Raw genomic sequence first — 23,621 nt, 5'->3', positions numbered from 1 at the left:
CCCGTTCCCGACGGCTGTGCCGCATCGCGCGTTTGGCATGTTCTTGACGGGCGGGCGGATGGATTGAGCGCCATGACATGGTCGATTGACTCTCGCAAACTAAGCGCCTCGCTTGTGGCTGCGTGCCTGGCGGTTGGCTGGAGCGGAGCGGCGCTTGCGCAGGCTCCGCAACCTTGGACGATCCAGGGCAAGCTGACAGGCAAGCCGAAGAATCTCGAGGGATCGGAGAGCAAGAATTCCAAGGATGTGAGCGGCATTGCCTGCGCGACGGAAAGTGGCTTCCCGCGGCTTTGCCTCATTGCCGATGACGAGACGCAAGGGGCACAGATCATCATCCTGCAGGACGGTAAGCTGATCGCCGGGGATTTCGTGCGGCTGATCGACGACAGTTTCGTCGGCAAGCCTCTCGAACTGGACGCCGAGGGCGTGGCCTTCGCCGGCGGAGCCTTCTATGTCATAGGTTCACATGGCCGGCCGCGCCATGAATCCGGCGTCGACGCCGCCGCCGAGGTCGAGGCGAGGGTCATGGCGAGCAGTGAGATTTTCCGCATTCGCTTTGCGCCCGATTCGATCGATATGACGACCGGCAAGCTCATGGCCGAGCCGGAAAAGAGGCGATCGACGGAACTGCCGGCAATCGTGCGCGCCCAGCCCGAGCTCGCGCCCTTCGCCCAAAGCCCGCTTGAGGAAAACGGCCTCACCATAGAGGGCGTGGCGGTGCGCGACGGCGCCCTTTTGGCGGGGCTGCGCGGGCCGGTTCTGGAGGGCAACCGGGCCGTCATCCTGTCGGTGCCGCTCGGCATGCTGTTCGATCACGGGCCGGGCGGCGCGACCCTGCTGAAGCTGGAACTCGGAGTCGACGGCGAGGGACATGCGCGCGGCGTGCGCGATCTTCTCGCCTATCAGGGAAAGCTGCTCGTGCTCGCCGGTCCCGTCAACGACCCGCCCGAAGGCCAGCCCATCAAGCTCGGCGACTACTCAGTGTTCTCCGATGGCGATCAGGCCGATAAGCTTCTCGATCTCGAAGGCTATGGCGCCGAGATCAAGCCGGAAGCGCTGCTGCCGCTCGGCGAGGCCGATGGCAGGCTGCGCGCGCTTCTGCTGTTCGATGGGCCGGCCGGCGGTCAGCCGACGCCGGTCGAGTTCGGACTGAAATAACCGGCGCTAATCGGCGCGGCGTTTCGGATGGCTGCAGGCGGAGTTCAACTCACTGGCGGCGCTGACACCGCGATGTGCAGCGCGGAGGCATTGCTCAGCTATGTGTCCGGAATGGACCCTAGGGTGATGGTGCCCAGAGGCGGAATTCAAGTGAAGAAAATCCCGTTTTGGTTTCAGATACTTAGGGGAATGTTAGCCGCATCTGCTACCAACATAAATACCAACAAAATATTCCTGTGGATTGGTTCGGTTCCTGCTATTTCTCTCAATGCCTTGCACCTGCACCTTGTCTCTTCCGGTTTAGTCTACATCCTTCTTGGTCATACCTCATCATGCGGGGTCGAGTGAAGACCACGGCTGGCCAAGACGACTTAATCAGAACGGATGGCCATTGCGCTCAATATCGGGATCGCTTTAGGCGGTTTCTGAAAGCCGACATCGTGCGAAGAACAGGTGGCTATTTACGGGTCCTGAGACCTTGGCCCATACACCGCTTTGTAGGGTGGACGCGGCGCAACGAAAAGCGCGGCCAGCCGTTCCTCATGTTGCTGACCAGTGAGGCAGCAATAACAGGTAACTCTGCGGCGGACCGGTGTAGTCGTCGAGGTCGATCGGATTAGACTTCATAGGTGCTCCGTCGACGCGTAGTAGACGGTCTCGTCCTACCAGCAGCCCAGCTTGGCCCAGTGCATTCTGGCTTTGCAGGCGCATGGCGGCAGAAATGATCTCGCGCCAGTGCCTGATACCGCCCTTGGCGATTTGGTCCTTGGTGAAGGCGAACTCCAATTCAACGCAGCCGAGAGACAGGATGTCGATTTGATGTCGGTCAATTGCGTAGCAGGCCATGGCATCGACCAACGCTGTCATATAACTGGCATAGTAGGATCGGCGCCTCGGAGGTGCCGGGCCACATCCCACCCGCTTGGGCCGTCCCCAAGTCTGATATCTGTCAGGAGAGCCACAACTCGCTCCGGCTCACGATCGAAAGTCGCAATCGCTTGAAGGCCCTTTTAAGCCGGCGACCACCTCGAACCCGGCCTCCCGGAGAGAGTTCTCGACGTCTCCATGATCAGCACGGAACCCGATGACATTGAAGCCTGCTTCGTGCGCCCCAACAGTTGAACGGCTGCGAACTCTTAAGGTTCCTGGCGCGCAATAGCACTCGTTAATCCGGTGGAAAGCAGGTTGTGATCCAGCCGTTTCGAATTAGGTTGCGGCAGGCGAAAAGGATTGAGGACAGCTGAACTTTGCGCGCATCATCGACGCACTGACCATTGGCCTTCGTCTCCTCTAGGCAGCGGGAACATTAGCGCCAACTAAAAGTTGGGAGCAAACACGAACAGGTTCTTGATGGCACATGATCATTCTTTCAAAATGTTGATCCGCAAGCTCCAAGCCATCTCGGAACTCGCAGAATCAGACATTGCGACCTTGGGGAACATCTCGATTCAGGAGAAGAGATATCAGGCCAACGAAGACATTCTGCGCGAGGGCGATAAGCCGAGCCTTTCGTTCGTCGTTCTTGAAGGCTTAATAGGGTCGATCAAACTAACCGGGGAGGGGAAGCGTCAAATCTCCTCCTTTTTTGTTCCGGGCGACATTCCCGACCTGCATGGTTTGCATTTGTCGGTCATGGATTGCACTTTCACCCCTCTCATGCCCGCTAGGGTGGGCTTCATGCGGCACGACGAACTTCGCGCCGTTTGCGACCAGCACTCTTCGATAACGAGAGTGTTTTGGCGCTCCACTGTGATCGATGCGGCGATCTATCGAGAGTGGGTCACCAACGTCGGAAGGCGCGACGCCTACTCTCGTATGGCTCACATTCTTTGCGAACTTATTGTCCGCCTTCGCTCGGTCGGTCGCATTGAAGATCATGTGGCCTATCTCCCCATAACGCAGGCTGCACTTGGCGACGCACTTGGCCTCTCCTCCGTGCACGTGAACCGAGTGCTTCAGGACCTTAGACGCGACGGTCTGATATCTACCCTTGGCTCGCGTTTTCATGCGCCCGACTGGGCAGGGCTCGTTCGCGCCGCAGATTTTGACTCTACCTATCTGCATCATAGGCCTGCGCAGACGGGTGCCGGTTTCTGAGCCTGCTGGGTCGCTCACCAGCCGCTGAGCCAACCCCTCGCGATACTTGGAACCGAATCTGCTCAAGAACATGCACTCCCACACGATGTCGAATCGCTGCTTGAGAACTGAACCGCAGAATGACCTAGCAACGGAGTCACTTCTCAAAGATACGGCCTCAGGAAGAAACCCGACGAAACCTGAACGTGTGGGCGCTCCGGCTGAATATCTGGACGAGGAATATTCCCGCGATCTCGTCAGCCTTCTCACCGTGTCGACCTGAAGCGAAGGTTCGCCGGGGGGTAACCTCTAAAGTATGACTGCCATGGAACACGTGTGGAGCGCCGGAGAATGTCCAAATTCCCGAGTCTGTGCATCCCGGGCATAGGCTTAGCCATAGTGGAGACGCGGCTTTGGCACGCTCCTATAAATTGAACCCCGATTAGGTCGTTCCTGCGCCACCGCAGAACTGCTTGGTAGGCAACGCCGTCGGTCGGCACGTAAAGCACGAACCGCTCGGGGACACGCGATTCCACCGGGACTTTGAGTTCAGCTCCGCCACTGTTTTGGTTCCGAATGGTGCAACTGATCTCGGAGTTTGTGATTCCGCTGATGATTGAGGCGCCTTTCAGCACCCGCTGCCTCCGTTCGCGGCGATGCTCTTCATCAACCATGTGACCTCCATCGGTCACCCGCGGCCCTATATGGTACGCGCACCGGCGAATAACTGTCCATCTAGGTCGTCGCTCGTTAGTGTCTCACTTTAAAGTTTGACGACGGAGACGGACAGCATAAATGCCCGTTGCGCCGGTGAATTCGCAACGCGAACAGACCCGAATGGGCTCGTCGTATAGCGTTGTTAATCCGGCAGCAGCATCTCCTCTTCATCGGCCGCGGCTTCGAACAGCAGCCGGAAGTCATTACCCGGCATTTTGCCATCCATCGCAGATAGGCAAGCCTCGGCCGCCAGCCTCCACTTGGGGCCACGATTGGACCACTTTAGGAGCTCCTCGGCGGCGGCATCAACCCGGTTGACGCCAAGGCGAAGTCCCGGGCGCTCGGTCTTCACATAAACTGGAGGGTTGAACCAACGGTGGGGCATCACGCCTCTCGAACGTCAAAGGCGATGAACAGTCCCCAAGCTGAGGCTGCACGAACGATCATTTCGACTAACTGGCAGTCAGTTTCGAGAAGATCGCCGCCGCGCTCACGGACCGCTACAATGGTCGCTTTGACGGAAATAATGTCGCCGGGTTGAGAGCCCAACAGGACCTCGCGGACCAGCTCCTTGGCCGTTTGCTGCGTAGGCCGAACAGGTGCTTGAATGTCCATCCCATCCTCCCAGAGAGATAGAACCTCAATCAGCTATTCTGTGGGTCACTTTCCGAAAAAGGCAAGAGTCGGAAACGTACAAAGTAGGTTCCCGCAAACACCGCCCTACGATGGCTAAATCCCGCGACAGGCGCTGATTTGCACCTCACCGTGTCAGCTGCCGACGCGACCATAAGGAGCGAGGGCCCGCCTCTCTCCCAAGTTCTCACGGACGAACGCGGACAACGGTCTTGCCCGCGCGTCGGTCCGTTGAGTTGAAGGTGCCGATGGCATCATCCAAGCTCGAAACCTTGCCGATGTTCGTCCGCAGTCGTCCATCGCGGATCCGCTGCACTATCTCAGAAAGCTGGGCTCGATCAGCCTCGACGACGAAGTCAACCGCCAAGCCGTCTGCAGGTCGAATATCCGTTGGTCCGACGACTGTGACAAGGATACCTCCGGCCCGGACGAGCGTTGCGGATCGCTTCTGGACATCGCCGCCGATGACATCGAACACCAGATTGACGCCGCCGACATCTTCAAGGGTGTCTTTTGCGAGGTCGAGGAATTCATTTGCACCGAAGTCGAGCGCTTTCTGGCGGTCGGCGGCCCGCCCGGTGCCGATCACATAGGCTCCGGCCTCCCTGGCAAGCTGCGCCACCATCGAACCGACGGCACCGGCAGCGCCATGCGCGAGAACGCTCTGCCCGGCCTTGATGCGGCCATGCTGGAACAGCCCCTGCCATGCGGTTAGGCCGGAGATCGGCAGGCTAGCGCCCACCGTAAAGTCGACATCGCCGGGCAGCGGCGCGAGGTTACGGGCCTCCATGGCAACATACTCGGCGAGGGTGCCGTCGCGATGCCAGTCCGCGAGGCCGAACACCCGCTGACCTATAGAAAGCCCCGTAGTGCCGTAGCCGAGCGCAGTGACCACACCAGCCAGTTCGTGGCCGAGGATCGAAGAGGTCCGGTCACGGAAGGCTCGGTCGGCCCACGTCGAGGGCCACTCCAGTTCGGTGTTGACGAATCCTGCCGCATGAACCTGTACGACCACGTCGTTAATTGCCGCCCGAGGCTCGGGCAGCTCCACCAACTTCATCCCGGCCGTTCCTGCAGTCAGGTCCGTCGCTACGATTGCTTTCATGGGGCGTCTCCTCACCGTTGGGGTAAATTGCGGGCGCGGAGGGTCTTCGATGTCTCGAGTTGGCGTTGAGTTCATCGTTGGCGACCGCGAGCGGAAGCTAAGCAATCTCGTCGGATTCTTCCAGCACGGGTAAACTTGCGTTCGTGAACACCCCTGCCATCGCAATCTCAGACACTTCAGGCATGTGGAACAAAAGCAGATCAAATGCGTTGTGCCGTTCCCAACATGGAGAGCGTCATGCAAACTACACCCCGAGCCAAAGGCGAAGCTATCAGCAAGGATCCTGACGAATGGACGACGGGAGACGAGCCAATGACTCCGTCGCAAGCTTCCTACTTGAAAACATTATGTGAGCAGGCGGGCGACGACAGAAGCTACGCCGAAGATCTAAGCAAAGCCGAGGCCTCGAAGCGAATCGACGCGCTAAGGACTGAGCTCAAGCTCTAAAGGCGCTGGGAGACCTACGACAGGTTGGTCAGTTTTGCGGTATTTGGCCTCTGATCTGGACGGTCGTATTAGTGAAGGTGGTAGAGTTTGCTAAGGATCTTCAATTCTCCTGCGATCTTGAGCAGAGAAAGATAGTCGGTGAACCTTGTGGTTCCAAATTCGTCCTCGACCTTCGCAGTGGCTGCATCGCCCGTAATGTCGAGCGATGCGACTGCCCAGTTGGGGCTGGTGTTCGGCGGCAAGGCCGCACTCATCACCTCGCCGACATAGGCATCGACACTCAGCCATGGAGCTCGAAGAGATCGCGGCTATCTACCCGCTCTATCAGCAAACCGGGTATGGGCGGAAAGTGGGCGTAGGCCGACCATGTGGTTGTCGACGCCGAGATGCGCAGTGCTGGTATCGGCGCCAAACTGATGGGGCGGATCGAGAAGGAAGCAGCGCGTTTCGGCTGCGACATCACCCGCATCTCGATACGAGCGCACACACAAATTCTACAGCCTAAACGGTTAGGCCGATGATGCGCTCGTTCTGGTCAGCCACTGAGTGCGTGGGCGAGGCAGAGTTCCCACAATATGCTGCGCACAAAGTAGCGACAGAGCGGGCCTAGAAGCGACATAGCGCCGGGTGTGAACGCGAACGCAGCCGGCGCCCGAATGCGTTCAGCGAGCGCCGTCGCGTCCACCTTGCCTTTCTTTGACGGCCCTGTGTTCAGCTTCCCACGGCAACGCGTGGAAGTCGGGCTGGTGCCCCGCTTCACGGTAGCCAGCCTGAGTGAGTAACTTGCTTTGTCCCGCTCCACAACGCAAACAAACGGCGGATTCCCCAAGCACCTATAAACGCCTACAGCTTTTTCCATGCGACAGGTGTGCTGCGGGTGCTCGAAGATGTCGTCCTTCATTGCGATGACAGAACAGGGAGCGAGGACAACTCTTTTTTTGATTGCAGAGAGAGTCTGAGCGGGCTTACTAGTGAGGGGTTTGCCATCGCTTTGAGGGAGGCTGCGATGGTTGCAACGCCCATAGATATCGCTCAAGCGGCCACTACGGCCACCTTGCTGATGCGCCTTCGTCAACGTCATCGCGATGACGTGGCGCGAGGCTGGGAAGATGCCGACCCTTCTACTGTTGCCGTCTCCCGTACGCCTGAGTGTCAATGGCGCGATTTAGCCAAGGCCCTGGTGCACGATTGGTTCGAGCTGATCGAAACTGGCTTGGTGGATTGGATCGTCAGCAAGTAGCCGCTGCCCGCCAGCGGCCCAGCAGCCGTCTGCGGGACTTTGCAGCGGGCGCGCTGGGCCTGACCGGTGGGGCGGTGTGGTATCCGCCGGCTGGCGAACATATGCGCCTCCTCCCAACGCCAGCGAAACATCCAAACGAACGAGGCGATCTAACAGCGATCTCACCGTCCAGCCAACACATAGGCCTACAGCAAAGGCTTATAATCGCTGAGAGAACGAAAATGGCCGACGCCATGGTTGGGGAACCCGGGTGGGTAGGCGCCGGCCACAAGCGGAACAGGCCCGCCGCGCCACACACATGGCTGATTTGTCATCACGTGGTTATGGTGTGATCGCGTAGGGCTAGACCAGCGGAACCTAGTAAACGCCGCTTATTAAGCGATCCTCGACGCGATCGTTCATCGCCACGACGACCTGGGAAACTTGACGGTTGCAGCCCTCTGCCATGTCGAGCTCAAGTCATGAACATCGGCCCTCCGATCATGAGCAGGCATGCGCCCATCCTACCATATCGCGCTGCCGGTATCGCAAGGCGCCGGCAGCAAGGGGGAGGCGACCAGAGCCGATGTGAAGGGACTAGGCAGCTAATATTCGCTTGCGCTAATTTAAATGTGCCGTAACGTCAGGCTCAGCCTTTTTGGGGAGGCACAACGTGGGGAGTATGATGAGAGTAGCTGTGTTTTGCGCGGCGATCGTGATCGCTGTGACTGGTGTCGCTGTTGCCAAGGAGAAGAAGGTGGTGGTGAGTGACGCCACGGACCTTTGCTCTACGAAGCACTCGGCCAAGAAGCAGGTGCTCGAGCTGGACTGCAGGCCGACCGGAACCGCCAAATTGCCGGCCGGTGGAACGCCGGAAAAGCCGCGCCTCGGATACGACACCGATCCCTGGCTGGTTAAAGGCCTTTAGACACTAGGCGACGGCAACACAGCGCGGCTAAGGGGATTGTGCGCTGGCGGTGAAGCCTTCTTTGTTCATCGGTGGAACATTGTCGCCTGGAAACGCTTCGGACGGTGCACTGCCCCATCAGTGCAACGTTCCCTTCCTTGTTTGCACTGGCCGGCTGCCGAAAGGTGGCCGGCTTTTTTTGTATACAAGCGCAACCTGATGTTTGGAGCTTGTTGATTGGACAGCAGCGAGTGGCCGCTGCTGGCTTAGCGTCCAGGATTAGAATCTGTAAAGGCGAGATCACCAAGGCAGGGATGACCAGACTAAATAACGGTTTCGTCTGTTAGCCGCCACGCCGACGATAATTGAATTCAGAAGGGAGTCGGCCCGGCTGCCCAACATCAGGGTGCAAAAGACAGCCGGGCCAAGGCTGGAAAGAGTTCCGCTCCAGCCCAGCCGTGCCCGGCACGATACGCATCGCACCTGGGCGCAAGCGGTACCAATGGCTCGCCTATTCCGCCGCGTCTTTTCGGCAGGAAACCCTCGGCCTCATCACAATGGAGGGCGACATTCGCAGCGCCCTATGGAACCATCCAGAGTGACATAGGCTGTTTCATGCAACTTCCTGATGACATCAGGAGGCCTGTTAAGCATGCCAGTTGTTCGCGCTCGTAGCTCAGATGCAGGTTGGAGCTCTGCCTAGTGCACCAGTATCGGAAGCGAGAACTAGGAACCGGGAGTGCTGCGGATAGATTGCCGCAGTGGAGCTTTTATCAGCGCATGGCAAGGGCTGCCTTTCTCTCCACGTTGGCGGTCGTCCTGTTGCTCGCGCTATTGCCAGACCACTTGCTGCACGCCCTCGGATTGGCCCTTACGTCTCATCACGACAAGCTCAACCACGCCGCCGCGTTCGCCACCTTGTCGGCTTTGGGTAGCCTCGGCTGGCCCCAACAGGTGGTCCGGCTGGCGGTTCTACTTGCTTTAACGGGCGCAGCGATCGAAATCCTTCAATGCGTCACAGGCCGTGACATGAGTGTCTTCGACTGGTTTGCCGACTGCGCAGGAATGGCATACGGGCTGAGAACTATGAGCTGGGTGAACGAGATTCTGGGCGAACCGGTTATTTGATCGCCACAGGCTCCGCTTTACCGCCGCTGTCTTGGCCCCACTTGCCAGCCTCACGCCCGGGGCCGCCTTCGATCACCCTCGCTATTTCATTTTCCGACGCAAAGGCCGATAGCAAGGCGAATGGGTTTCAGGCCGCTCACCATTTAGACTTAGGTCCGATTCTTTCGCGCAAATGGCCGAAGCCGGAAACATTTCTCCTTCTACTTTGTTGCAGTGGCCGTGCCGCTGAGGAGAACATGCACAGTGCCTCTATCAAATGAACTGCGCGACGTACCGATAGAATTCCAATGCCCCTCCTGTTCGTGCCCAATGGTGAGAAGGGGATCCTGGCTGAAAACGATTGCCGGTTTCAGCTGCGATAGCTGCAGGTCCAGAGTGCGGATCGGCTACGAAGCGAAGCTGGCCATATTCGACCGGCACCTTAAGCGACGCGCGCCGGATCTGGGCCGACGACCAATGGAGTGCGATCCCGGCAACGGTTCCTGAGAGTGTGTCGGCAATTCAAGCTCCAACTGCTTGCGGTCTGCCGCAAGTCCAAGCTTTCATCTGGTCGCAGGGTCAGGCGGCTCTTTCGTCCGTACGGAACCGATGATGGCGAGAGGTTTCGATGCGCTCGGAGCACCGAGCAGGTCGACACGTTTTTCGTAGCGACCACCAATCTCTATTTGGCCGCTCCGATGCTCTGACGAGGTGCGAGCAACTTGATCTTCAATAGTCTTTTTCGAGCCAGCATGCGCGCCGCCTTCGCGATGCGGTCTCCGTAAGCATCGGCGACGAATGATAGCGTCGACAGGTCGATAATGAGGTCGTCGATCGCGCCCGCCAAGACACTGGACCCGCGCCTCTCCTCGCACAGCCGCGAGACCTGGCTCTTGGATATGCCGCTCATACCCATGGACCAGGTCGTCAACCGACCGGGTCGAGATGCCTTGCACATGAGCTTCCTGGATGACGGCGGTTAGCGCCTTCTCGGCCATGCGGCGCGGTTCGAGGAAACCTGGGAAGTAGCTTCCCTTCCTGAGCTTCGGGATGCGCAGCTCGACCGTGCCGGCCCGCGTCTCCCAGTCCCGGTCGCGGTAGCCATTGCGCTGGGCGAGCCGCAGCGGGTTCTTCTCGCCATAGCTGGCGCCGGTGGCCGCGCCCACCTCCATTTCCATCAGTCGCTCGGCGGCAAAGCCCGATCATCTCCCGCAGCAGATCGGCTCCGGGGTCTTCTCCACGAGTGCGCAGGTTCATCATGTCGTCGGTCATCGGTGGTCCTTCCGAAATGGGTTGGCGTCAACAACCAAACCCTACCGGAAAGCGCCGATGACCACCCACACGCCGCTCGCTCGCTACAGCGCTGCTAACGGCGCGCTCGTGAGCGGCTTCGCTACCGCCGAGCTACACCACCTGATGGGACATGACCTTTCATTTGCTTTAGGAACAACGCGTAAATGGAAAAGTTGGTCCACCGCAGCGCTCGTGAGGATGCCTTACCGCTGCCGGCCGGCGGCAAAGGGTCCGGCCCGCGCTTTCATTCCTAGTGTGACGTGGCCCTGAAGGCTGCCAAGTTGTTCCTGCCTCACTGATCCAGTTCAATTGGATCGTGATCTGGTTGCTCGTGCCACATCACCTGGCGGAAATCGCGTTTGTCGACCTGCTGACCGCAGATCGGGCATGCGTGAAATCGATCGTCACAGTCCTGCGGTTGGTGTGGCTTGCCGGGGATAGGCGGTCCAAGGTCGGCTATTCTAGCCATGCGCGACCGAACAAGATGCTGCGGCAAAGTTCCGTCAGTTTGGTTTTCTCAGTTGGTGAAAGACATCGCACCAAAAGCGGTAGTCATCTGGTCGACCGTCGAAATGCGCCTCCAAAGCGCAGTGCGCCACGGCGGTCGGTGCTTCCATCCCATAAAGTTCGATCGCAGATTGAGCGGCCTGATCTCTGTCGACGAGATCGGCAATCTTCAAAGCGGCGAAATCAGCGCTCCGGATCGCGAGCCTCCGTGGACCAAATATTCCCAACACCTAAGGGTGACTATATGATCCCCTCATGGCAACTCTGCGGTACGACGAAAGGCAGGAACCGGATGGGACGTGGACGGTATTCGACGTGTTCACCGGGCTCCCGGCTATTGTAGCGGGCCACCCATCTGTCGACCTTCCCGATGGAGTATGCCGAAGAGCTGGCCGCCATCCTGAATGCCAACGACCTGAAGCAGAGGTTATCTCACGGTAGGTTCCCCGGAGGGTTCGCCTGACCGAAGTGGCATTAGCCCCCGGTCGTATTGCCCATCCAGGTTGGTTCGTCCGATCCGAACAAGCAATTGTTATTGATCAACCGGCTACGACGGTTTTAAGTCGACTCGCCATTGCTTTTCGTAGGGAGGACGTGATGGGCAACGTGGTGCCAATCTGCAAGGCCGCGCCTTGCGTGGAAGTGGTCGGAGCCAGTGGCGAATGGGTCGTCCGCATCATTGAAACTGACCAGGAAATTACACGCTCATTCGCCCTGGAATCGTTCGCACTGGCCTTCGCAGAAGGCCAGCGGATACGCCTGCATCTCGACAAGGTTGTGCGGCTTTAGGACCTCCTGCGGCTGGGTACCCTCAGGGCCGCGACGGTGATGGCCGATTGTTCCATTGCTGGTGAGGCTTGCGGTGTGACGTCTCTGTCGTCCGCCCGCGCGGCCGGAAGGGCGGCAGGCTTTTTATTGGTTGAGATCGAGCGGCTCGTGATCGGGCTGCTCGTGCCACATCACCTGCCGGAAGTCGTGTCGGTCTACCTGCTGGCCGCAGATGGGGCACGCATGGAAATGCTCCGGCCAGTCAGCGTCATGTGGCTTGCCGGGCTTAGGCGGTCCAAGGTCAACAATTTTCGTCATCACCAACGAACACGGCGACCCGGCAAAAGTTCCGGGGGGTGTGTGTGCATGCGTTCGACGGGCTGACAACAAGACCCCCACGCCGGAAGGTGAATGATGATCGCGACGCTAGCCTAGCCATTCCCCAACGGCTCGGACAAATCCGGTTCCCGGCGGCGTTCCCGTCGTTCTTCAAGGAACAGCTTGGTGTGCTCGTCCCACTCAAGGGGCGTTGTCCCGCGCTCTTGACGAAACTTTCCAAACTCCTTGCGCAGGTCGGCAAGGTCCAATGCCCAAAGATGCTCACTGCTTCCGGGGTTCGACAAAGCGCTCACCAGTTCCGTCCGCTCTCTCGGAATTAAGTTGGCTTCGCGGTTGAGCCTTCAAGGTGGCATTGCGAGATAATTTGCTCGCTTGATAATATGCCTATATCTTAGGCAGAGGAGTGGGGGTCCCTATATCTTCCCGCAGTGGCCGGTGCGGTTAAGCCCCACAAGCACCCCCAACTGCACCGGCCATGTCCCACGGCTGGGTATGGTCTTTGCGCTCGGCATATCTTTTCAAGAGCTTCCGTGAAGCCTGACGCAAATTTGTTGCTGCTGCGAGCCGCACCCCCCGTTTGGCGGAGCTTCGTATATCTCTCGCTTTACCACGATCTTATCCGAAGTGATTAGGCGAGCTAGGCGCTTCAGCGAGCTGCCACTACCTCGTAGGCGTCCAAAGCTTCTTGATGTGTCGATGCCGAAAAGCAACCCAGCGGCCGGTCCATAAACGGCCAGAAGTCGAAGTCCTGGCCTCCATTCGTAGGATGGGTCGACGAGCGGGTCGAACAGTGGCGCGCGCGCCCCCGAGAGGAAGAGGGAATGTCTTATAACGGAGCGTCCGCAAGTGTCGGACGCTGACCGGGCTGCCCAGCGCAACCCTGCTGAACCCGACGCTTTGGTGTCACTTCCAAGTATACCCTGATGTGCAACAACAACATATGCGCAAATCGAAAGCCGTCCGGCTTACCGGTCAAGAACGGGAGCGCCGCTAAGACGAAAAAGCATCTCGCTGTAGGGTAGCCGAGCAAGGATCTTGCCGTGGTTGGCAATTGCCGCAGCTGTCATTCCTCTACATAGGAGACTGACGCCCCCTTGGGTTCGTTGGCAGATGGCATCCGGACTGTCAACGAGATGCAGATCCGGAACCCCATATACTATGGCAGTTACACCCTCAGGAATGGCTCCGATCGGTTGAACTACCAATATGCGCACACCGAGCAGCCACCCTATCATAATGGCGGCTACGCAACCAGTGCAGCCAAAGACGCCGAACTTCTTCATCGCATCGCACCTATTCCCCGCATCCCATCATCGTACCTGATGGCGTGATGGTGCATTCGTTGCCTTCAGTGTCCACGGAATGAGTTCCGGTGCTGTCTGTCCAGGAGCGAATGGAGTAGGAGTTTCCTTCGCTATCGCTACTGGTGACCTCTTGGCCTCCGTTCGGAAAGCGAAGAGTTTCGGTGTCAATCGAATAGTTATTCCTTCGGTATCGTACGATCTCACATGTTGATCCCCATTTTTGCCGGAATAGGAATCTGTGCAGACCCTGTAGTCGCTTTCACCCAAGCAATCAGCGTATGCGGAAGCGGTGCAGCCGAGTAGAAATGCTGCCGTCAATCCGATGACGTTTACTTTCATTGAATTTCCTCGATAAAAACACTAAAGCCCCGCCAACAGTCATAACGGCTCTGGGCGCGAGGAACCGCAGCGGCTAGGTATCCTTGAAGTTAAACCGCCTATCAAGCCAATCTGCGCCTCTGAAATACACCGCACTCGAGTGCCACGAGTTGTTCAAGGTAAGCGTCCAGGCCCAAAGGCTTATGGATACAAGTGCACCAATCCACCCGTACAGCAGAGCTGCCGCAAAAAGCGATGGGGTCGACATAACGAGTATCCACCACTCCCAAATGAAGCGCAGGGTAATACCGACGCAAAAATAAATAGAGATGAAGAGTATAATCCCGACAACGACCCCTGTAAATTCCATTATCCTGCCAGTATTTTTCTTTTTTGCTGTTCGAATTCTTGATCTGTGATGATTCCGGTCGCCTTCAAAGCGCCGAGACGCTCAAGCATTGACACCACGTCGGTACCCTGCGGTTGATTGTAGACTGGAGCTGGCTGCCTTCTCTGCTCCAGTGCATCCCTAACCTTATTGACGAATTTGACAACAGTCTTCTTCCAAACGTTGCTGATGTGCCGCTGCGAAGCTCCGTCTTCGATGGTGATCGAACCAAAGATGAGCCCCGTTTTGCCGCTAACAGCATTTACCTTGTCAAGGCCTATGCTGGCCTGCTTCAGGCCGTAGATCATTCCTTTGTCGAGAAAGATGATACGTCGGTCTGTCAGGGTGATGAGCCACGTGTCGCCGTCCATGAGCCCAGAAGTGAATGCCAATACCTGCTCACCGTCTGAAAGAATCTCCGGAAGGTGATTTAGCTCTTTCTTTGTAAAAAATTGATCGTCGCCGATTTCATCGGCGATACGTTTATACTCAATTCGAAGCTCCGCCTTGGACGCATTTTTAAAATCGAAGGTCATATTCTCTCCAATCGCTATCCGAGTCAGCAGCGCACAGATTGTATTTCTAAGATTTAGGCTAGGTTATCCCACCGGGCGAACGGCTTTCGTAATTTTCAACCAATCTGATGTTCTATTTTGTTTGAAACGCCGAGATATGGGAGCTTCGTGCAAGGTGGCTAGATGAAAAGAAGCCACCACATTCGGCGCGCTTGGAGCAGCTTGTGCACTCGTTCAAGTACGCATTTTTCCAGTCACTAATCGACCGCTTTGCATACTTGTGGATAGAGCCATCAAGAAGACAGAGCTGGTGATTGTAGACTGAAACATTGATCCTAGCCGCAGCCAGATATTGCACAGCCGCCCGCAACTCACTTCGATAGTCGTACGGGTCCATCCAGAGCTTATCCATATTTGCCCTTGTGAAGCCAGTGATCTCCAGTCCCATAAACGTCACGTGGTCTACGAAGGTGAGGTTTCTAAAAATGAAATCTGACAGGTCGACGAGACCTTCATAGGTCTGCTTGTGAACGACAACTCGTATCTCAACCTCAGCCCCGACGGCCTTCAGGTTCATGATCCCGCGGATGGTCTCATCGAAGGCGCCTTTGGACTGAACCACGTAGTCGTGAACTTCCGGGTCGGCGGAATAGATCGGTATGCCGACCGAAAGACGAGGATGTCCAATCCCTTGATAGCGCTCTGCGAATTGCCGATCCTTGAACGTCCGGCCATTGGAAAGAATATGAACCGGCGTAGACGGAAGGTGGTCACGAGCTGATGACAAAATGTCAAAAAAGTCCTCACCCACCAGCGTTGGCTCACCGCCAGTGATCCCGAGAAACGGGGTCGTTACGGGCAGCAGGGGCAGCACATCCAAAATCTCCCTCGCCAACCAGCGATCATCAACGTCTTTGGGTGGCTGGGAGCACATCAAACACAGGTGGTTGCACCGCTCCGTTACGAGGAAATAGTTCGCGTTGGCATCCTTTCTGAACAGGACACGCACTGCCTTTCGATCCGGCACAAAGCGGATGACGTCTCCTTCGCTAAGGTAGTCGAACTCGTGGGGCAGAACGACTAGTCGTCGGTCTGAAAACAGTCGCTCAGCTTCCGGCCGATGCTCCTCAAAGGTGACAACCCACTGGCATTCAGGATGAAACGTCTGCCCCTTGAAAAGATACGCATCATGTTCTCGGTTAGGCGCTTGGTCAGCTTGGCCCGTCACGAGCCTAAGTGCCACTCGCTGTGAGAAATCACCGACGCTTGCTGACACAGCGAAGCCACTCAGTCGCAACATCCTAATTCGCCCAACTTAGAAAGAGTTCTCGGGCGGTAACGTCCCTCTCCATAAGGTCGATCAGCCTCTTGAAGATCGACATATTGCGATTGCAGAATCCCGACCGCGTTTTGAGGCCAACAAAGTCGCCCTGCGTTGCGGTATGGAATACTGGATCGGAGCCACAGAACGGCTCGTAAGCGCAGTCGGCGCACATCGGTACGGAGCCTGCAAAAGATTGCTCGATAGGATCGAGGAGAGCGTCGGACCCGAAAATCTCGCCATAGGTGTTTTCGTGGACATTCCCGAGCAGAAATGTCTTGCCGCCCATTTCGGCCAACATTCGTGCTTCGTCGGACGCGTAGACGCTGGCGTCATAGTTATAGACAACGGCGGAGATACCGATGCCTGCCGGGCTCATAAGATCCACATATCCTGGCTCGAAAGGCGTGAGCATCTTTGTAAGGATGGTGGCCGCGTAAAACTCCTTGAAAGGAATGCCGTTACGGTTCAGTTCCAGGATGTAATTCAGCCCGTCGAAGTAGAAATCGAGCCAGCGGTCCACGTCATAGGCTGCGTACGATTTCGTCTTGACCGCGAAGCCGTAAGGGGAAAGCGGCCGAAGGAATATTCCGGGGAAATCTAGCCGCACGTATTCGTCAATGATCTCGCGCGCCAGTGGAAGACTGGCTTTGGTCGTTGTCATAAGTGCGCTGACGCGTTCATGGCCGAGAGCCAGTCTGGCCTTGTGGATACCTGCCACAGCCAATTCGTAGCTGTTCTTTCCCGGGCGCGGTCGATTGGCATTGTGAAGAGTGGCCGCTCCGTCGAGCGACGTTGAAATTAGAATCCTGTGCACGCGACAGAATTCCAAGATTTCGTCGGTGATGACGGCGAGATTCGTCGTGATGACGAATTGCAGCGACCGCCCGGCGACCTTGTTGATCGCTTCAGCCCGATGCACGACGTGTTGGATCAACAGGAAATTCAGGAGCGGCTCGCCGCCTTGGAACTCGATCTTGATAGCCGGACTTGGAGACTGGAAAATGAGCGCCAACGCCTTCTCGGCAGTCTCCTCTGACATATCGAAGGCTGAACGATCTTCGCTTTGGCGAGATACCTGACAGTAGGGGCAGGAGTGCTCGCACCGCAAAGACACGACCATGATGTGAAGCGATGTGAAGTTCTCAAGCCTTCTTGCCTTGGTCCGAACCTTCAGCGCCAGCAGCTCCTTGCCGATATTGGAGGATGCACCAAAGAGGAACTGCCTGCTGCGCAGGCGGGAGTAGGCGGGGTGTGTGCTGGGAAGCTCGTGCCTGATAAACGAAGCCAGCACGGCGCGCGGCAATAGCAGATATTCGCCCGCTTGGTTGGTCAGCACATACCGCTCGTCGTCCAACTGGGAAAAACGAAAGTACGCGAGCTGATAAGTGTCGTCCAACGGTCGTTGGAACTCAGTTGCCGGAGCAAACTTAGTCATCGGACTGCAGGCCCGATCTGGAAAACGCAAGCGCCAGTATCGCGTTTCTAACAGTGGCGGTTTCGGCGGCGATGCTGCTACGCAGGTCCTGATCCAAGACCTCTAGCCGCAGTCTTTCTACCGCTGCGTCGGCCGAAGTTCGCGCGGCCGCCTTGCTGAAGTTGATCGTGCATACTGCGAAGCCGCCCTCGATCGTGATCTCAACCGCAGCGTTGCCGGTTACCCGATACGCTGCGCGCTTTACACAGTCGAGGCTGAAGACTGACAGATCAAACTTGACTTGGGCAGTCTGGACGAGCTCGCTCTCGCGAGGGGTGTCCGCCATCAACAATAGCTGTAGCCAGAGCAGTGAGACCCGTGACTAGCATGGCTCGAATGGCTGGTGTGGTACGCCATGATAACGTCCGTACCATTTGAGCGATCTAGCACCTCACCGTAGCCGAGGTCCGCCGGGACAGTGCCAGCTTCAGCGAGCTTGGTCGAAGGCTGATTTGCCGATTCGACAAGGACTGCAGCCTGAACTTGGCCGCCGAGAATCATCGTGGCCGACAAGGCCATTGGTGACAGGAAATTGCGTTTCGACATTATCCAAACCCCCGTTTGTACGGACTCATTAGCAAAACGCGCCAAGCCGGACAAGTACCGCTTGTGGAGAAGTGCTTAAGGGACCACTAATGTTCCGGGTCAAATACTTGTATTGTGGAGTTGACGGGGTCCGTCTTCTGAGCGCAATCGATCGCAGAAGCGGCCCGACGATGCTCTTTTGCAGCCGCTTCGGCTGCCGCCAGAAAGCGCTCGGATTTCAGCCCGAGACAGCTGTTCGGAAGGTTTGGTTCTGGGCCATTGGCGATCTCCGCTTGATGGGGTTCGCCGCAACGCGGACCATAGTCCTACATGCCACGCTGCCTGACCTCCTGGCCTACTCTCACGGGAGCGATAGGGCCAGGCGCCAAGCGCCACCATCAGGAGGGAAGCGGTCGTGCCGACCATGTCTCGCGCCTGAGCGTCGCGGGCGCCGCATCAAGGAAGCGGGGTACAGCGCTGCGGCCTGATACTGGACTCCCGGCTTCAGACGATGCATTCTCGCCTCGGGGAAGGGATCATGGGCAATTCTGTTCATGCCAGGAGGTTGCAGAGGCGACGGCCTTGGTGGCGCTCGCTTTTCCGCTATCGTCTCGCCGCCGTTCTGGTGATGCTCGGGGCGACTTCCGCGGGCTATCTTGCAGTCGGCGACGATCGGCACGAGCTGCCGCGCGTTCACCATGGCGGCGATTCGTCGGCCAGCAACGCGGCTGTCCGCGAGGCGGGCTGCGATATCAAGGGCAACATTAACGAGCGCGGCGAGCATATCTACCATATGCCGGGGCAGGAATATTACTCTGCTACGCGCGTCAACCCAGCTCGAGGAGAGCGCTGGTTCTGCTCACAATGGGAAGCGTGGTGGGCGGGCTGGCGGAAAGCGAAAGTGTAGCGATTGCCTTTAGACTACACCTTCAGTTGCTCGATGCGCGTGCTCTTTATTGGAAGTTCGAACATCGCGCCGCCCGCGAGTTCCGGGTAATGCGTCGATCGCCAGAGATGACGATCCAACGCCCCCTCCGTGCTCAGCTGGGCGATCCAGGCCACATCTTTCACGCCGGGGCCGAACTTCTCTCTGATATGGACGATCTCATGCTCCCCGGCGAACAGGGCATTTAGCGAACGGGCGAGAGCGGGCGACAGGTTTTCGTCGACCAGGGCTTTCACGCGGCACTCTGAAGGCTCTCTTCGAATTTCATGGCGTCTCTAACAGCGGTAGCTGAGACATCGAAAAGGCGCGCCACCTTTTCCACAAATCCTTCGGCTTCTACAGCTTGCGCAAGCGCCACGGTCGGGACGCCATATTTGGAGGCGATCGGCTGACCGAACGAACGATGGGGGTCGATCACGATGGACTGCTTGCCATTGAAGGGCCGCCAGCGCGCCACCGCGTCATCCTCGATATCCAGGTCTTTGAACGTCCGCTCTATGCAGGAATGCAGCCAGAGCGACGCGGCAAAGCCCATCGGGACGCGCCAGCCTAGGTCTTCCTCCCCCCGCTGCATGCCAGACGTATTGTCCTTGGGCATCGCGCCGCTCCATCGGCGAGGCGTCAGTTCGTCTCGTCTACGATACTGTCATAGTCGCGGCCGATCAGTAGCAGCACGAAGCCGCAGGGCACTGTCACGCTGGTGAGGGCAATAAGGCCGAGCCATCCATAGTCCGGCTTCGCAAAATAGTAGTACCAGCTAATCGCCTGCACCAGCGGAGACACGATCAACATCCAAGCACCCCATTTGCCATCCGTGTTGAGCCGGATCGTTGTCGTCGCCCGATATCTGATTGCCATACGTATGCCCTCCCGTTCCTCAAAAGGCAGCTTCGCGTCGGTTGAGCGCGAACGCAAGCGCCGGCCCGGCTACGGCTTTGCCAGCCTCACGCCGGCGCCTCCTCCATTCTGCGGAATGAGCTCAACCCCGGCAGCCTCCAGAGCGGCCTGCAGGTCGACCAACGTGCGGTCGTATGGCGTCCGCTTGCCAGCTTCGAAATTGGCAATGGTCGTCTTGGCCACCTGGGAGGCCGCTGCCAGCTGATCCTGCGACCATCCAACAAGCGCCCGGGCTGCCCGGCATTGAGATGGCGAAAGTGTCATTTTAGTTAAACCTTACATTAAAGTGACTGTACGATACGTGCAGCCTTATACCATTAGTGCAACGTTATCGCAAATGCAGACCCAAATGCCTAACACCCCTCTTCTGGAGGCCGGCGAAGCTATGGCCGCTGCCTTCCCTTTAGAAGATTTTCCCGCGCCCTGCTCGGTGCCATCGCCTCTATTCCGGCCATAAGAGGCGCGGCCGCGGCGCATGTCTCGCCGCAACCGGCGCCTCTGCCCTCCGAGGAGGAACTGCTGCAAGCCTACAGTGAGTGGCTGTTCTTCGAACGTCTGCTGCTTATGCGCGACATCTACCCTCGCGAGCGCAACCCCTACCGCCAAACAGCCCTCGTGCCCTGCAACACTCTTGCGGCGCATTACCATTTCCCGCTACGATGACCGAGAGTTGTAGCCCGACATGGGAAACGGTGCCCTCGCCAGCCACGCGTGCGCTGCTCGTCTTGCAGACTGTCGGCGTTGACTTCAGGCCGCTGAGTGAACGGCAATGATCTTTCGTTCAGAAGGAAACTGCCATGCGATGGTTTGTGGTCGACGTGATGCGCCGCGAAGCCCGGAAGTGGGACTGGGCGGCGCTTGTGACCGATACGCATCCTGACGATCTAGAAGCTCGGATCTTTGCGAAGCAGTGCTGGGTCCCCATTCCCGGCAAGCACCGAAACCGAGATGCGGCTTGGGATATGTTCGAGGCGATGTCAGCCACGCGGCACTGACTGACTTTCATTCCGCAGAAGAGAAACGAACAGCCCGCTGCGGCTGGTGGCGGGTTTTTCATGTCGCGTTTCATGTCGCGTCCATCAGCCGCGCACCAGTAAAAACCGTTGGAAACCAAGGATACTCAGTTGCAACATGGTGCAACATCAGCTGAATATTACAGAAACAAGCGGTGCCCAGAGGCAAGTAGGAAATGTCTGTGCTTTCAGATCTTACCACGCACATAGCATGCGGACAACCAACAGAAATAGCAACAATAGATTCTTGTGGGTTATTTCATTCCTCCCGGAATGTCCGACTGATTTGGTCCGACAGCGGCTTCACGAAATAGGAAAGCGCCGTACGCTCACCCGTCTGGACCATCGCTTCGGCCGGCATACCGGGCACGAGCGTCAGGCCCTTGAGCTTCGTCAGTTCCGCCTGCGGAACCGACAGGCGCACCAGGTAGTACGAAATGCCGTTTTTTTCATCCGTCGCCAGATCGGCTGCGATCCGGCTGACATATCCGTTCAATATCGGCGTGGTTCTCAGATTGAAGGCTGACATCCGCAGCACGGCCTTGTGACCAAGCTGGATTTGGTCGATGTCCTTCGGGGTGATTCGTACTTCAAGCGCAAGATCGTCGCCTTCCGGCACGATTAGCATGATCGGATCGGCGGGCGTGATCACTCCGCCGACCGTATGAATTGCGAGTTGTTGAATGGTGCCTGACTGCGGCGCGACGATATCGATCCGCCGCAGTTCCTGTTCAACCGCCACCTTGCGCTCAACATACTCCCCGACCTGCGCCTGAACCTCTCTGAGCTCCTGGCCCACTTCCGACTTGAAATCCTGATCGATCTGCGGGATCTGCAGGCGCGTTTCGGCTATGCGGGCTGCCGTCTGTGCCTGATCTGCGATCTTCTCACCGCGTTCGCCACCGAAAGTGGCAACCTGGATCTTCAGGCTGTTCAACCGTTGGTCCGAGACAATGCCTTGGTTGCGCAGCCCACTTAGAACAGCAATTTCCTTTTGGAGAACCTCGATCATTTTTTCACAGGCAATTTCCTGCGCCTTGAGTCCTTCGATCTCGTGGTGATATTGAGTAATGCGTTCCGCCAATTGCGCCTGCTTCCCGTCGCGGGATTGCCTGCGGAATTCGAACAGCAACGTCTCGCTATCTATTGCCGAAGCTACGTCCGGAACATCTCTTCGGGCGAGTAGCCAGTCCGGGAAGGGGATTTCCGCGAGATCGTCACGCTCAGCATCGAGTCTTGCCAGGTAGGCGGCCAGCTCATCGAGCCGCTTGGTGACTATGGCGAGATTAGCGCGCGCCTGGGTGGCATCGAGCCGCATGAGGATGTCGCCGGCTTTTACCTTATCGCCTTCGCGCACCAGGATTTCTCCCACCACCCCGCCAGTCGGGTGCTGCACCTTCTTGACATAGGAAACGACGACAAAGTGTCCGGACGCTACAACCGCACCGGAGAGATTCGTGAAGTTCGCCCAGGCTCCGGCTCCTCCCACAAAGATCACGCTCGCCAGAAAGCCCGCCACCAGGTGGCGGCGAATGGAGCTTGAAACGTCATTGTTCTGATCAATGCCGGACACCGGTATCCTCCATGTCAGCGCGCTCTGCCACGTTATCCTGTGTAGACTCGATGGCCTTCAGGACTTTGGAAGGCGCACCGAATGATCGCTGCCGTCCACCTTCCATCACCAACACCAAATCGACGGCGCGGATGACGCTCGGCTGATGGCAGACAACAACCGCAATGCCCTTGCGCTCGCGCACAGAGGCGATCGCCTTAGCGACTGCAGCTTCGCCTTCCGCGTCGAGATGGATATTGGGTTCATCCAGCACAACAAGGAACGGGTCTCGATAAAGGGCACGGGCAAGACCGATAAGCTGGCGCTGCCCGGCGGAAAGTGCCGATCCGACCTCACCAATCGGAGTTTCGTATCCGTGCTCAAATCGGAGGATCAGTTCGTGCGTGCCCGCTGCTTTCGCCGCGGCGACAATAGCCTCAGGGTCAGGATCATGTTCAAAACGAGCAATGTTTTCGGCAATGGTGCCGTCGAACAGTTCAACACCTTGCGGCAGATAGCCGATATGACGGCCTAGTGCTTCCCGGTCCCATTGATCGAGGCTTGCGCTGTCGATGCGAACCTTCCCGGCGACCGGCGTCCATGCGCCGACGATGGCGCGCGAGAGTGTCGACTTGCCCGAGCCCGATGGACCGATGACCCCGAGTGCGCTTCCCGCCTGAATGGCAAACGCAATGCCGGTCACGGTCGGCTTGCTTTCGCCGGGCGGAACAATTGTCACGCTTTCGAGGCGCAGTTCGCGTTCAGGTGCAGGCATAGGCACAACAGGAGCGGTTTCAGGAACCTTTTCCAAGAGGTCCTCCAGCCGCGCCCAACTCTGGCGCGCCATGAGGAAGGGTTTCCAGCTTGAAATGGCCAGATCGACCGGAGCCAGCGCACGCCCCATCATGATCGAACTGACAATCATGACCCCGGCCGTAGCCTCCTGCCTGACGACAAGGTACGCACCGACGGTAAGAATGGCCGATTGCACCTGCAGGCGCAAGTCGGCATTGCAACGCGCTGCTTGCAGCAGACCATTGCGTGCCATGTTGTGGGCAACGGTATCGCTTATCGGCCCTTGCGAGAGAG

The 23,621-nt window shown here is 57.8% G+C and carries 26 protein-coding genes and 3 pseudogenes; 11 read left to right on the top strand and 18 right to left on the bottom strand.

What is annotated here, in order from left to right; translation table 11 throughout:
- Positions 1–72: 72 nt before the first annotated feature.
- Positions 73–1,158 (top strand): DUF3616 domain-containing protein, encoded by a 1,086-nt coding sequence (locus tag NKJ80_RS00140; protein ID WP_084013093.1) that lies wholly within the window; start codon positions 73–75, stop codon positions 1,156–1,158.
- 27 nt (positions 1,159–1,185) lie between these two features.
- Entirely contained in the window at positions 1,186–1,506 is a 321-nt protein-coding gene (locus NKJ80_RS00135) for a hypothetical protein (protein ID WP_352496845.1), read from the top strand.
- Between the two features lie 192 nt (positions 1,507–1,698).
- On the opposite strand, the gene NKJ80_RS00130 is transcribed toward NKJ80_RS00135, so the two are convergent.
- Positions 1,699–2,025 carry a patatin-like phospholipase domain-containing protein gene (locus NKJ80_RS00130; RefSeq protein ID WP_352496844.1) on the bottom strand — a complete coding sequence of 109 codons (327 nt, stop codon included), beginning with the start codon at positions 2,023–2,025 and terminating at the stop codon, positions 1,699–1,701.
- A 483-nt stretch (positions 2,026–2,508) separates the two neighbouring features.
- Here NKJ80_RS00130 and NKJ80_RS00125 point away from each other — a divergent pair, with 483 nt between their 5' ends.
- Positions 2,509–3,255, top strand: coding sequence for a Crp/Fnr family transcriptional regulator (locus NKJ80_RS00125; RefSeq protein WP_352496843.1), 747 nt, complete (start codon positions 2,509–2,511; stop codon positions 3,253–3,255).
- Between the two features lie 369 nt (positions 3,256–3,624).
- On the opposite strand, the pseudogene NKJ80_RS00120 reads toward NKJ80_RS00125, so the two are convergent.
- From NKJ80_RS00120 to NKJ80_RS00105, 4 genes and pseudogenes are all read right to left on the bottom strand, one after another.
- Positions 3,625–3,908 (bottom strand): annotated as a pseudogene (locus tag NKJ80_RS00120) (PilZ domain-containing protein).
- 185 nt (positions 3,909–4,093) lie between these two features.
- Positions 4,094–4,336, bottom strand: coding sequence for a DUF982 domain-containing protein (locus NKJ80_RS00115; RefSeq protein WP_023669677.1), 243 nt, complete (start codon positions 4,334–4,336; stop codon positions 4,094–4,096).
- Complete coding sequence (locus NKJ80_RS00110; protein WP_352496842.1) at positions 4,336–4,566, bottom strand: hypothetical protein; 231 nt, start codon at positions 4,564–4,566, stop codon at positions 4,336–4,338. Before NKJ80_RS00110 ends, NKJ80_RS00115 begins: the two co-directional genes overlap by 1 nt.
- A 205-nt stretch (positions 4,567–4,771) precedes the next feature.
- Positions 4,772–5,689 (bottom strand): NADP-dependent oxidoreductase, encoded by a 918-nt coding sequence (locus NKJ80_RS00105; RefSeq protein ID WP_352496841.1) that lies wholly within the window; start codon positions 5,687–5,689, stop codon positions 4,772–4,774.
- A gap of 237 nt (positions 5,690–5,926) precedes the next feature.
- Here NKJ80_RS00105 and NKJ80_RS00100 point away from each other — a divergent pair, with 237 nt between their 5' ends.
- Positions 5,927–6,136, top strand: a complete 210-nt coding sequence (locus NKJ80_RS00100) for a DUF3072 domain-containing protein (RefSeq protein WP_031193277.1) — start codon at positions 5,927–5,929, stop codon at positions 6,134–6,136.
- Between the two features lie 68 nt (positions 6,137–6,204).
- Here NKJ80_RS00100 and NKJ80_RS00095 read toward each other — a convergent pair whose 3' ends face one another.
- Positions 6,205–6,390, bottom strand: a complete 186-nt coding sequence (locus NKJ80_RS00095) for a nuclear transport factor 2 family protein (protein ID WP_050588655.1) — start codon at positions 6,388–6,390, stop codon at positions 6,205–6,207.
- A gap of 114 nt (positions 6,391–6,504) precedes the next feature.
- On the opposite strand from NKJ80_RS00095, the gene NKJ80_RS00090 reads away from it, so the two are divergent.
- From NKJ80_RS00090 to NKJ80_RS00075, 4 genes are all read left to right on the top strand, one after another.
- Positions 6,505–6,657: a GNAT family N-acetyltransferase gene (locus NKJ80_RS00090; protein ID WP_352496840.1), complete on the top strand. Its 153-nt coding sequence runs from the start codon at positions 6,505–6,507 to the stop codon at positions 6,655–6,657.
- Positions 6,658–7,142: 485 nt separating this feature from the next.
- A complete protein-coding gene (locus tag NKJ80_RS00085; RefSeq protein WP_050591009.1) occupies positions 7,143–7,376 on the top strand; it encodes a hypothetical protein in 234 nt (77 codons plus the stop codon).
- A 661-nt stretch (positions 7,377–8,037) separates the two neighbouring features.
- Complete coding sequence (locus tag NKJ80_RS00080; RefSeq protein WP_198032070.1) at positions 8,038–8,283, top strand: hypothetical protein; 246 nt, start codon at positions 8,038–8,040, stop codon at positions 8,281–8,283.
- A 759-nt stretch (positions 8,284–9,042) separates the two neighbouring features.
- Positions 9,043–9,390: a VanZ family protein gene (locus tag NKJ80_RS00075; protein WP_023686079.1), complete on the top strand. Its 348-nt coding sequence runs from the start codon at positions 9,043–9,045 to the stop codon at positions 9,388–9,390.
- 844 nt (positions 9,391–10,234) lie between these two features.
- Here the strand turns inward: NKJ80_RS00075 and NKJ80_RS00070 are convergent.
- Both NKJ80_RS00070 and NKJ80_RS31430 read right to left on the bottom strand, forming a co-directional pair.
- Positions 10,235–10,641: pseudogene (locus NKJ80_RS00070) on the bottom strand (transposase); the annotation flags it as partial.
- Between the two features lie 524 nt (positions 10,642–11,165).
- Positions 11,166–11,399 (bottom strand): Y4oE-related protein, encoded by a 234-nt coding sequence (locus NKJ80_RS31430; RefSeq protein ID WP_023699541.1) that lies wholly within the window; start codon positions 11,397–11,399, stop codon positions 11,166–11,168.
- Positions 11,400–11,766: 367 nt separating this feature from the next.
- Here NKJ80_RS31430 and NKJ80_RS00065 point away from each other — a divergent pair, with 367 nt between their 5' ends.
- The gene (locus tag NKJ80_RS00065; RefSeq protein WP_023672259.1) at positions 11,767–11,958 is read left to right on the top strand and encodes a hypothetical protein; all 192 of its coding nucleotides are present in this window, start codon (positions 11,767–11,769) and stop codon (positions 11,956–11,958) included.
- A gap of 2,309 nt (positions 11,959–14,267) precedes the next feature.
- Here NKJ80_RS00065 and NKJ80_RS00060 read toward each other — a convergent pair.
- The 4 genes from NKJ80_RS00060 to hxsD form a co-directional block, all read right to left on the bottom strand.
- Positions 14,268–14,822 carry a PH domain-containing protein gene (locus NKJ80_RS00060; RefSeq protein ID WP_023706350.1) on the bottom strand — a complete coding sequence of 185 codons (555 nt, stop codon included), beginning with the start codon at positions 14,820–14,822 and terminating at the stop codon, positions 14,268–14,270.
- Positions 14,823–14,934: 112 nt separating this feature from the next.
- On the bottom strand, positions 14,935–16,101 hold the full coding sequence (gene hxsC, locus NKJ80_RS00055; protein WP_050588172.1) for a His-Xaa-Ser system radical SAM maturase HxsC: 1,167 nt from the start codon (positions 16,099–16,101) through the stop codon (positions 14,935–14,937).
- A gap of 1 nt (position 16,102) precedes the next feature.
- A complete protein-coding gene (gene hxsB / locus NKJ80_RS00050) occupies positions 16,103–17,521 on the bottom strand; it encodes a His-Xaa-Ser system radical SAM maturase HxsB (RefSeq protein WP_352496839.1) in 1,419 nt (472 codons plus the stop codon).
- A 31-nt stretch (positions 17,522–17,552) separates the two neighbouring features.
- Complete coding sequence (gene hxsD, locus NKJ80_RS00045) at positions 17,553–17,885, bottom strand: His-Xaa-Ser system protein HxsD (protein ID WP_023672253.1); 333 nt, start codon at positions 17,883–17,885, stop codon at positions 17,553–17,555.
- Between the two features lie 777 nt (positions 17,886–18,662).
- On the opposite strand from hxsD, the gene NKJ80_RS00040 reads away from it, so the two are divergent.
- Positions 18,663–19,031, top strand: coding sequence for a sunset domain-containing protein (locus tag NKJ80_RS00040; protein ID WP_023750018.1), 369 nt, complete (start codon positions 18,663–18,665; stop codon positions 19,029–19,031).
- Between the two features lie 14 nt (positions 19,032–19,045).
- Here NKJ80_RS00040 and NKJ80_RS00035 read toward each other — a convergent pair whose 3' ends face one another.
- From NKJ80_RS00035 to NKJ80_RS00020, 4 genes and pseudogenes are all read right to left on the bottom strand, one after another.
- Entirely contained in the window at positions 19,046–19,306 is a 261-nt protein-coding gene (locus NKJ80_RS00035) for a PIN-like domain-containing protein (protein ID WP_023672250.1), read from the bottom strand.
- Positions 19,303–19,668: a hypothetical protein gene (locus NKJ80_RS00030; protein ID WP_023672249.1), complete on the bottom strand. Its 366-nt coding sequence runs from the start codon at positions 19,666–19,668 to the stop codon at positions 19,303–19,305. The genes NKJ80_RS00035 and NKJ80_RS00030 overlap by 4 nt, the downstream gene beginning before the upstream one ends.
- A gap of 23 nt (positions 19,669–19,691) precedes the next feature.
- A complete protein-coding gene (locus NKJ80_RS00025) occupies positions 19,692–19,928 on the bottom strand; it encodes a hypothetical protein (protein ID WP_023672248.1) in 237 nt (78 codons plus the stop codon).
- Between the two features lie 75 nt (positions 19,929–20,003).
- Positions 20,004–20,231: pseudogene (locus NKJ80_RS00020) on the bottom strand (helix-turn-helix domain-containing protein); the annotation flags it as partial.
- 533 nt (positions 20,232–20,764) lie between these two features.
- On the opposite strand from NKJ80_RS00020, the gene NKJ80_RS00015 reads away from it, so the two are divergent.
- Positions 20,765–20,962: a hypothetical protein gene (locus tag NKJ80_RS00015; RefSeq protein ID WP_023750022.1), complete on the top strand. Its 198-nt coding sequence runs from the start codon at positions 20,765–20,767 to the stop codon at positions 20,960–20,962.
- 277 nt (positions 20,963–21,239) lie between these two features.
- Here NKJ80_RS00015 and NKJ80_RS00010 read toward each other — a convergent pair whose 3' ends face one another.
- Positions 21,240–22,553, bottom strand: a complete 1,314-nt coding sequence (locus tag NKJ80_RS00010; protein ID WP_023724595.1) for an HlyD family type I secretion periplasmic adaptor subunit — start codon at positions 22,551–22,553, stop codon at positions 21,240–21,242.
- Positions 22,540–23,621, bottom strand: a 1,082-nt coding sequence (locus NKJ80_RS00005; RefSeq protein WP_352496838.1) for a type I secretion system permease/ATPase, incomplete at its 5' end; no start/stop codon positions are given. The genes NKJ80_RS00010 and NKJ80_RS00005, both read right to left, overlap by 14 nt.

Source organism: Mesorhizobium sp. M0030 (assembly GCF_040323695.1).
Classification (GTDB): Bacteria; Pseudomonadota; Alphaproteobacteria; order Rhizobiales; family Rhizobiaceae; genus Mesorhizobium.
This window is presented reverse-complemented; position numbering and strand designations above follow the sequence as displayed.

Excerpts from the sequence above, each read along its gene's own strand:
- NKJ80_RS00095 (WP_050588655.1), bottom strand. The coding sequence starts at position 6,390 with ATGAGTGCGGCCTTGCCGCCGAACACCAGCCCCAACTGGGCAGTCGCA.
- hxsD (WP_023672253.1), bottom strand. The coding sequence starts at position 17,885 with ATGGCGGACACCCCTCGCGAGAGCGAGCTCGTCCAGACTGCCCAAGTC.
- NKJ80_RS00030 (WP_023672249.1), bottom strand. The coding sequence starts at position 19,668 with ATGCCCAAGGACAATACGTCTGGCATGCAGCGGGGGGAGGAAGACCTA.
- NKJ80_RS00085 (WP_050591009.1), top strand. The coding sequence starts at position 7,143 with ATGGTTGCAACGCCCATAGATATCGCTCAAGCGGCCACTACGGCCACC.
- NKJ80_RS00025 (WP_023672248.1), bottom strand. The coding sequence starts at position 19,928 with ATGGCAATCAGATATCGGGCGACGACAACGATCCGGCTCAACACGGAT.
- NKJ80_RS00100 (WP_031193277.1), top strand. The coding sequence starts at position 5,927 with ATGCAAACTACACCCCGAGCCAAAGGCGAAGCTATCAGCAAGGATCCT.
- hxsC (WP_050588172.1), bottom strand. The coding sequence starts at position 16,101 with ATGTTGCGACTGAGTGGCTTCGCTGTGTCAGCAAGCGTCGGTGATTTC.
- NKJ80_RS00125 (WP_352496843.1), top strand. The coding sequence starts at position 2,509 with ATGGCACATGATCATTCTTTCAAAATGTTGATCCGCAAGCTCCAAGCC.
- NKJ80_RS00065 (WP_023672259.1), top strand. The coding sequence starts at position 11,767 with ATGGGCAACGTGGTGCCAATCTGCAAGGCCGCGCCTTGCGTGGAAGTG.
- NKJ80_RS00110 (WP_352496842.1), bottom strand. The coding sequence starts at position 4,566 with ATGGACATTCAAGCACCTGTTCGGCCTACGCAGCAAACGGCCAAGGAG.
- NKJ80_RS00140 (WP_084013093.1), top strand. The coding sequence starts at position 73 with ATGACATGGTCGATTGACTCTCGCAAACTAAGCGCCTCGCTTGTGGCT.
- NKJ80_RS00135 (WP_352496845.1), top strand. The coding sequence starts at position 1,186 with ATGGCTGCAGGCGGAGTTCAACTCACTGGCGGCGCTGACACCGCGATG.
- NKJ80_RS00115 (WP_023669677.1), bottom strand. The coding sequence starts at position 4,336 with ATGCCCCACCGTTGGTTCAACCCTCCAGTTTATGTGAAGACCGAGCGC.
- NKJ80_RS00105 (WP_352496841.1), bottom strand. The coding sequence starts at position 5,689 with ATGAAAGCAATCGTAGCGACGGACCTGACTGCAGGAACGGCCGGGATG.
- NKJ80_RS00040 (WP_023750018.1), top strand. The coding sequence starts at position 18,663 with ATGGGCAATTCTGTTCATGCCAGGAGGTTGCAGAGGCGACGGCCTTGG.
- NKJ80_RS00060 (WP_023706350.1), bottom strand. The coding sequence starts at position 14,822 with ATGACCTTCGATTTTAAAAATGCGTCCAAGGCGGAGCTTCGAATTGAG.
- NKJ80_RS00015 (WP_023750022.1), top strand. The coding sequence starts at position 20,765 with ATGCGATGGTTTGTGGTCGACGTGATGCGCCGCGAAGCCCGGAAGTGG.
- NKJ80_RS00075 (WP_023686079.1), top strand. The coding sequence starts at position 9,043 with ATGGCAAGGGCTGCCTTTCTCTCCACGTTGGCGGTCGTCCTGTTGCTC.
- NKJ80_RS00130 (WP_352496844.1), bottom strand. The coding sequence starts at position 2,025 with ATGACAGCGTTGGTCGATGCCATGGCCTGCTACGCAATTGACCGACAT.
- NKJ80_RS00080 (WP_198032070.1), top strand. The coding sequence starts at position 8,038 with ATGATGAGAGTAGCTGTGTTTTGCGCGGCGATCGTGATCGCTGTGACT.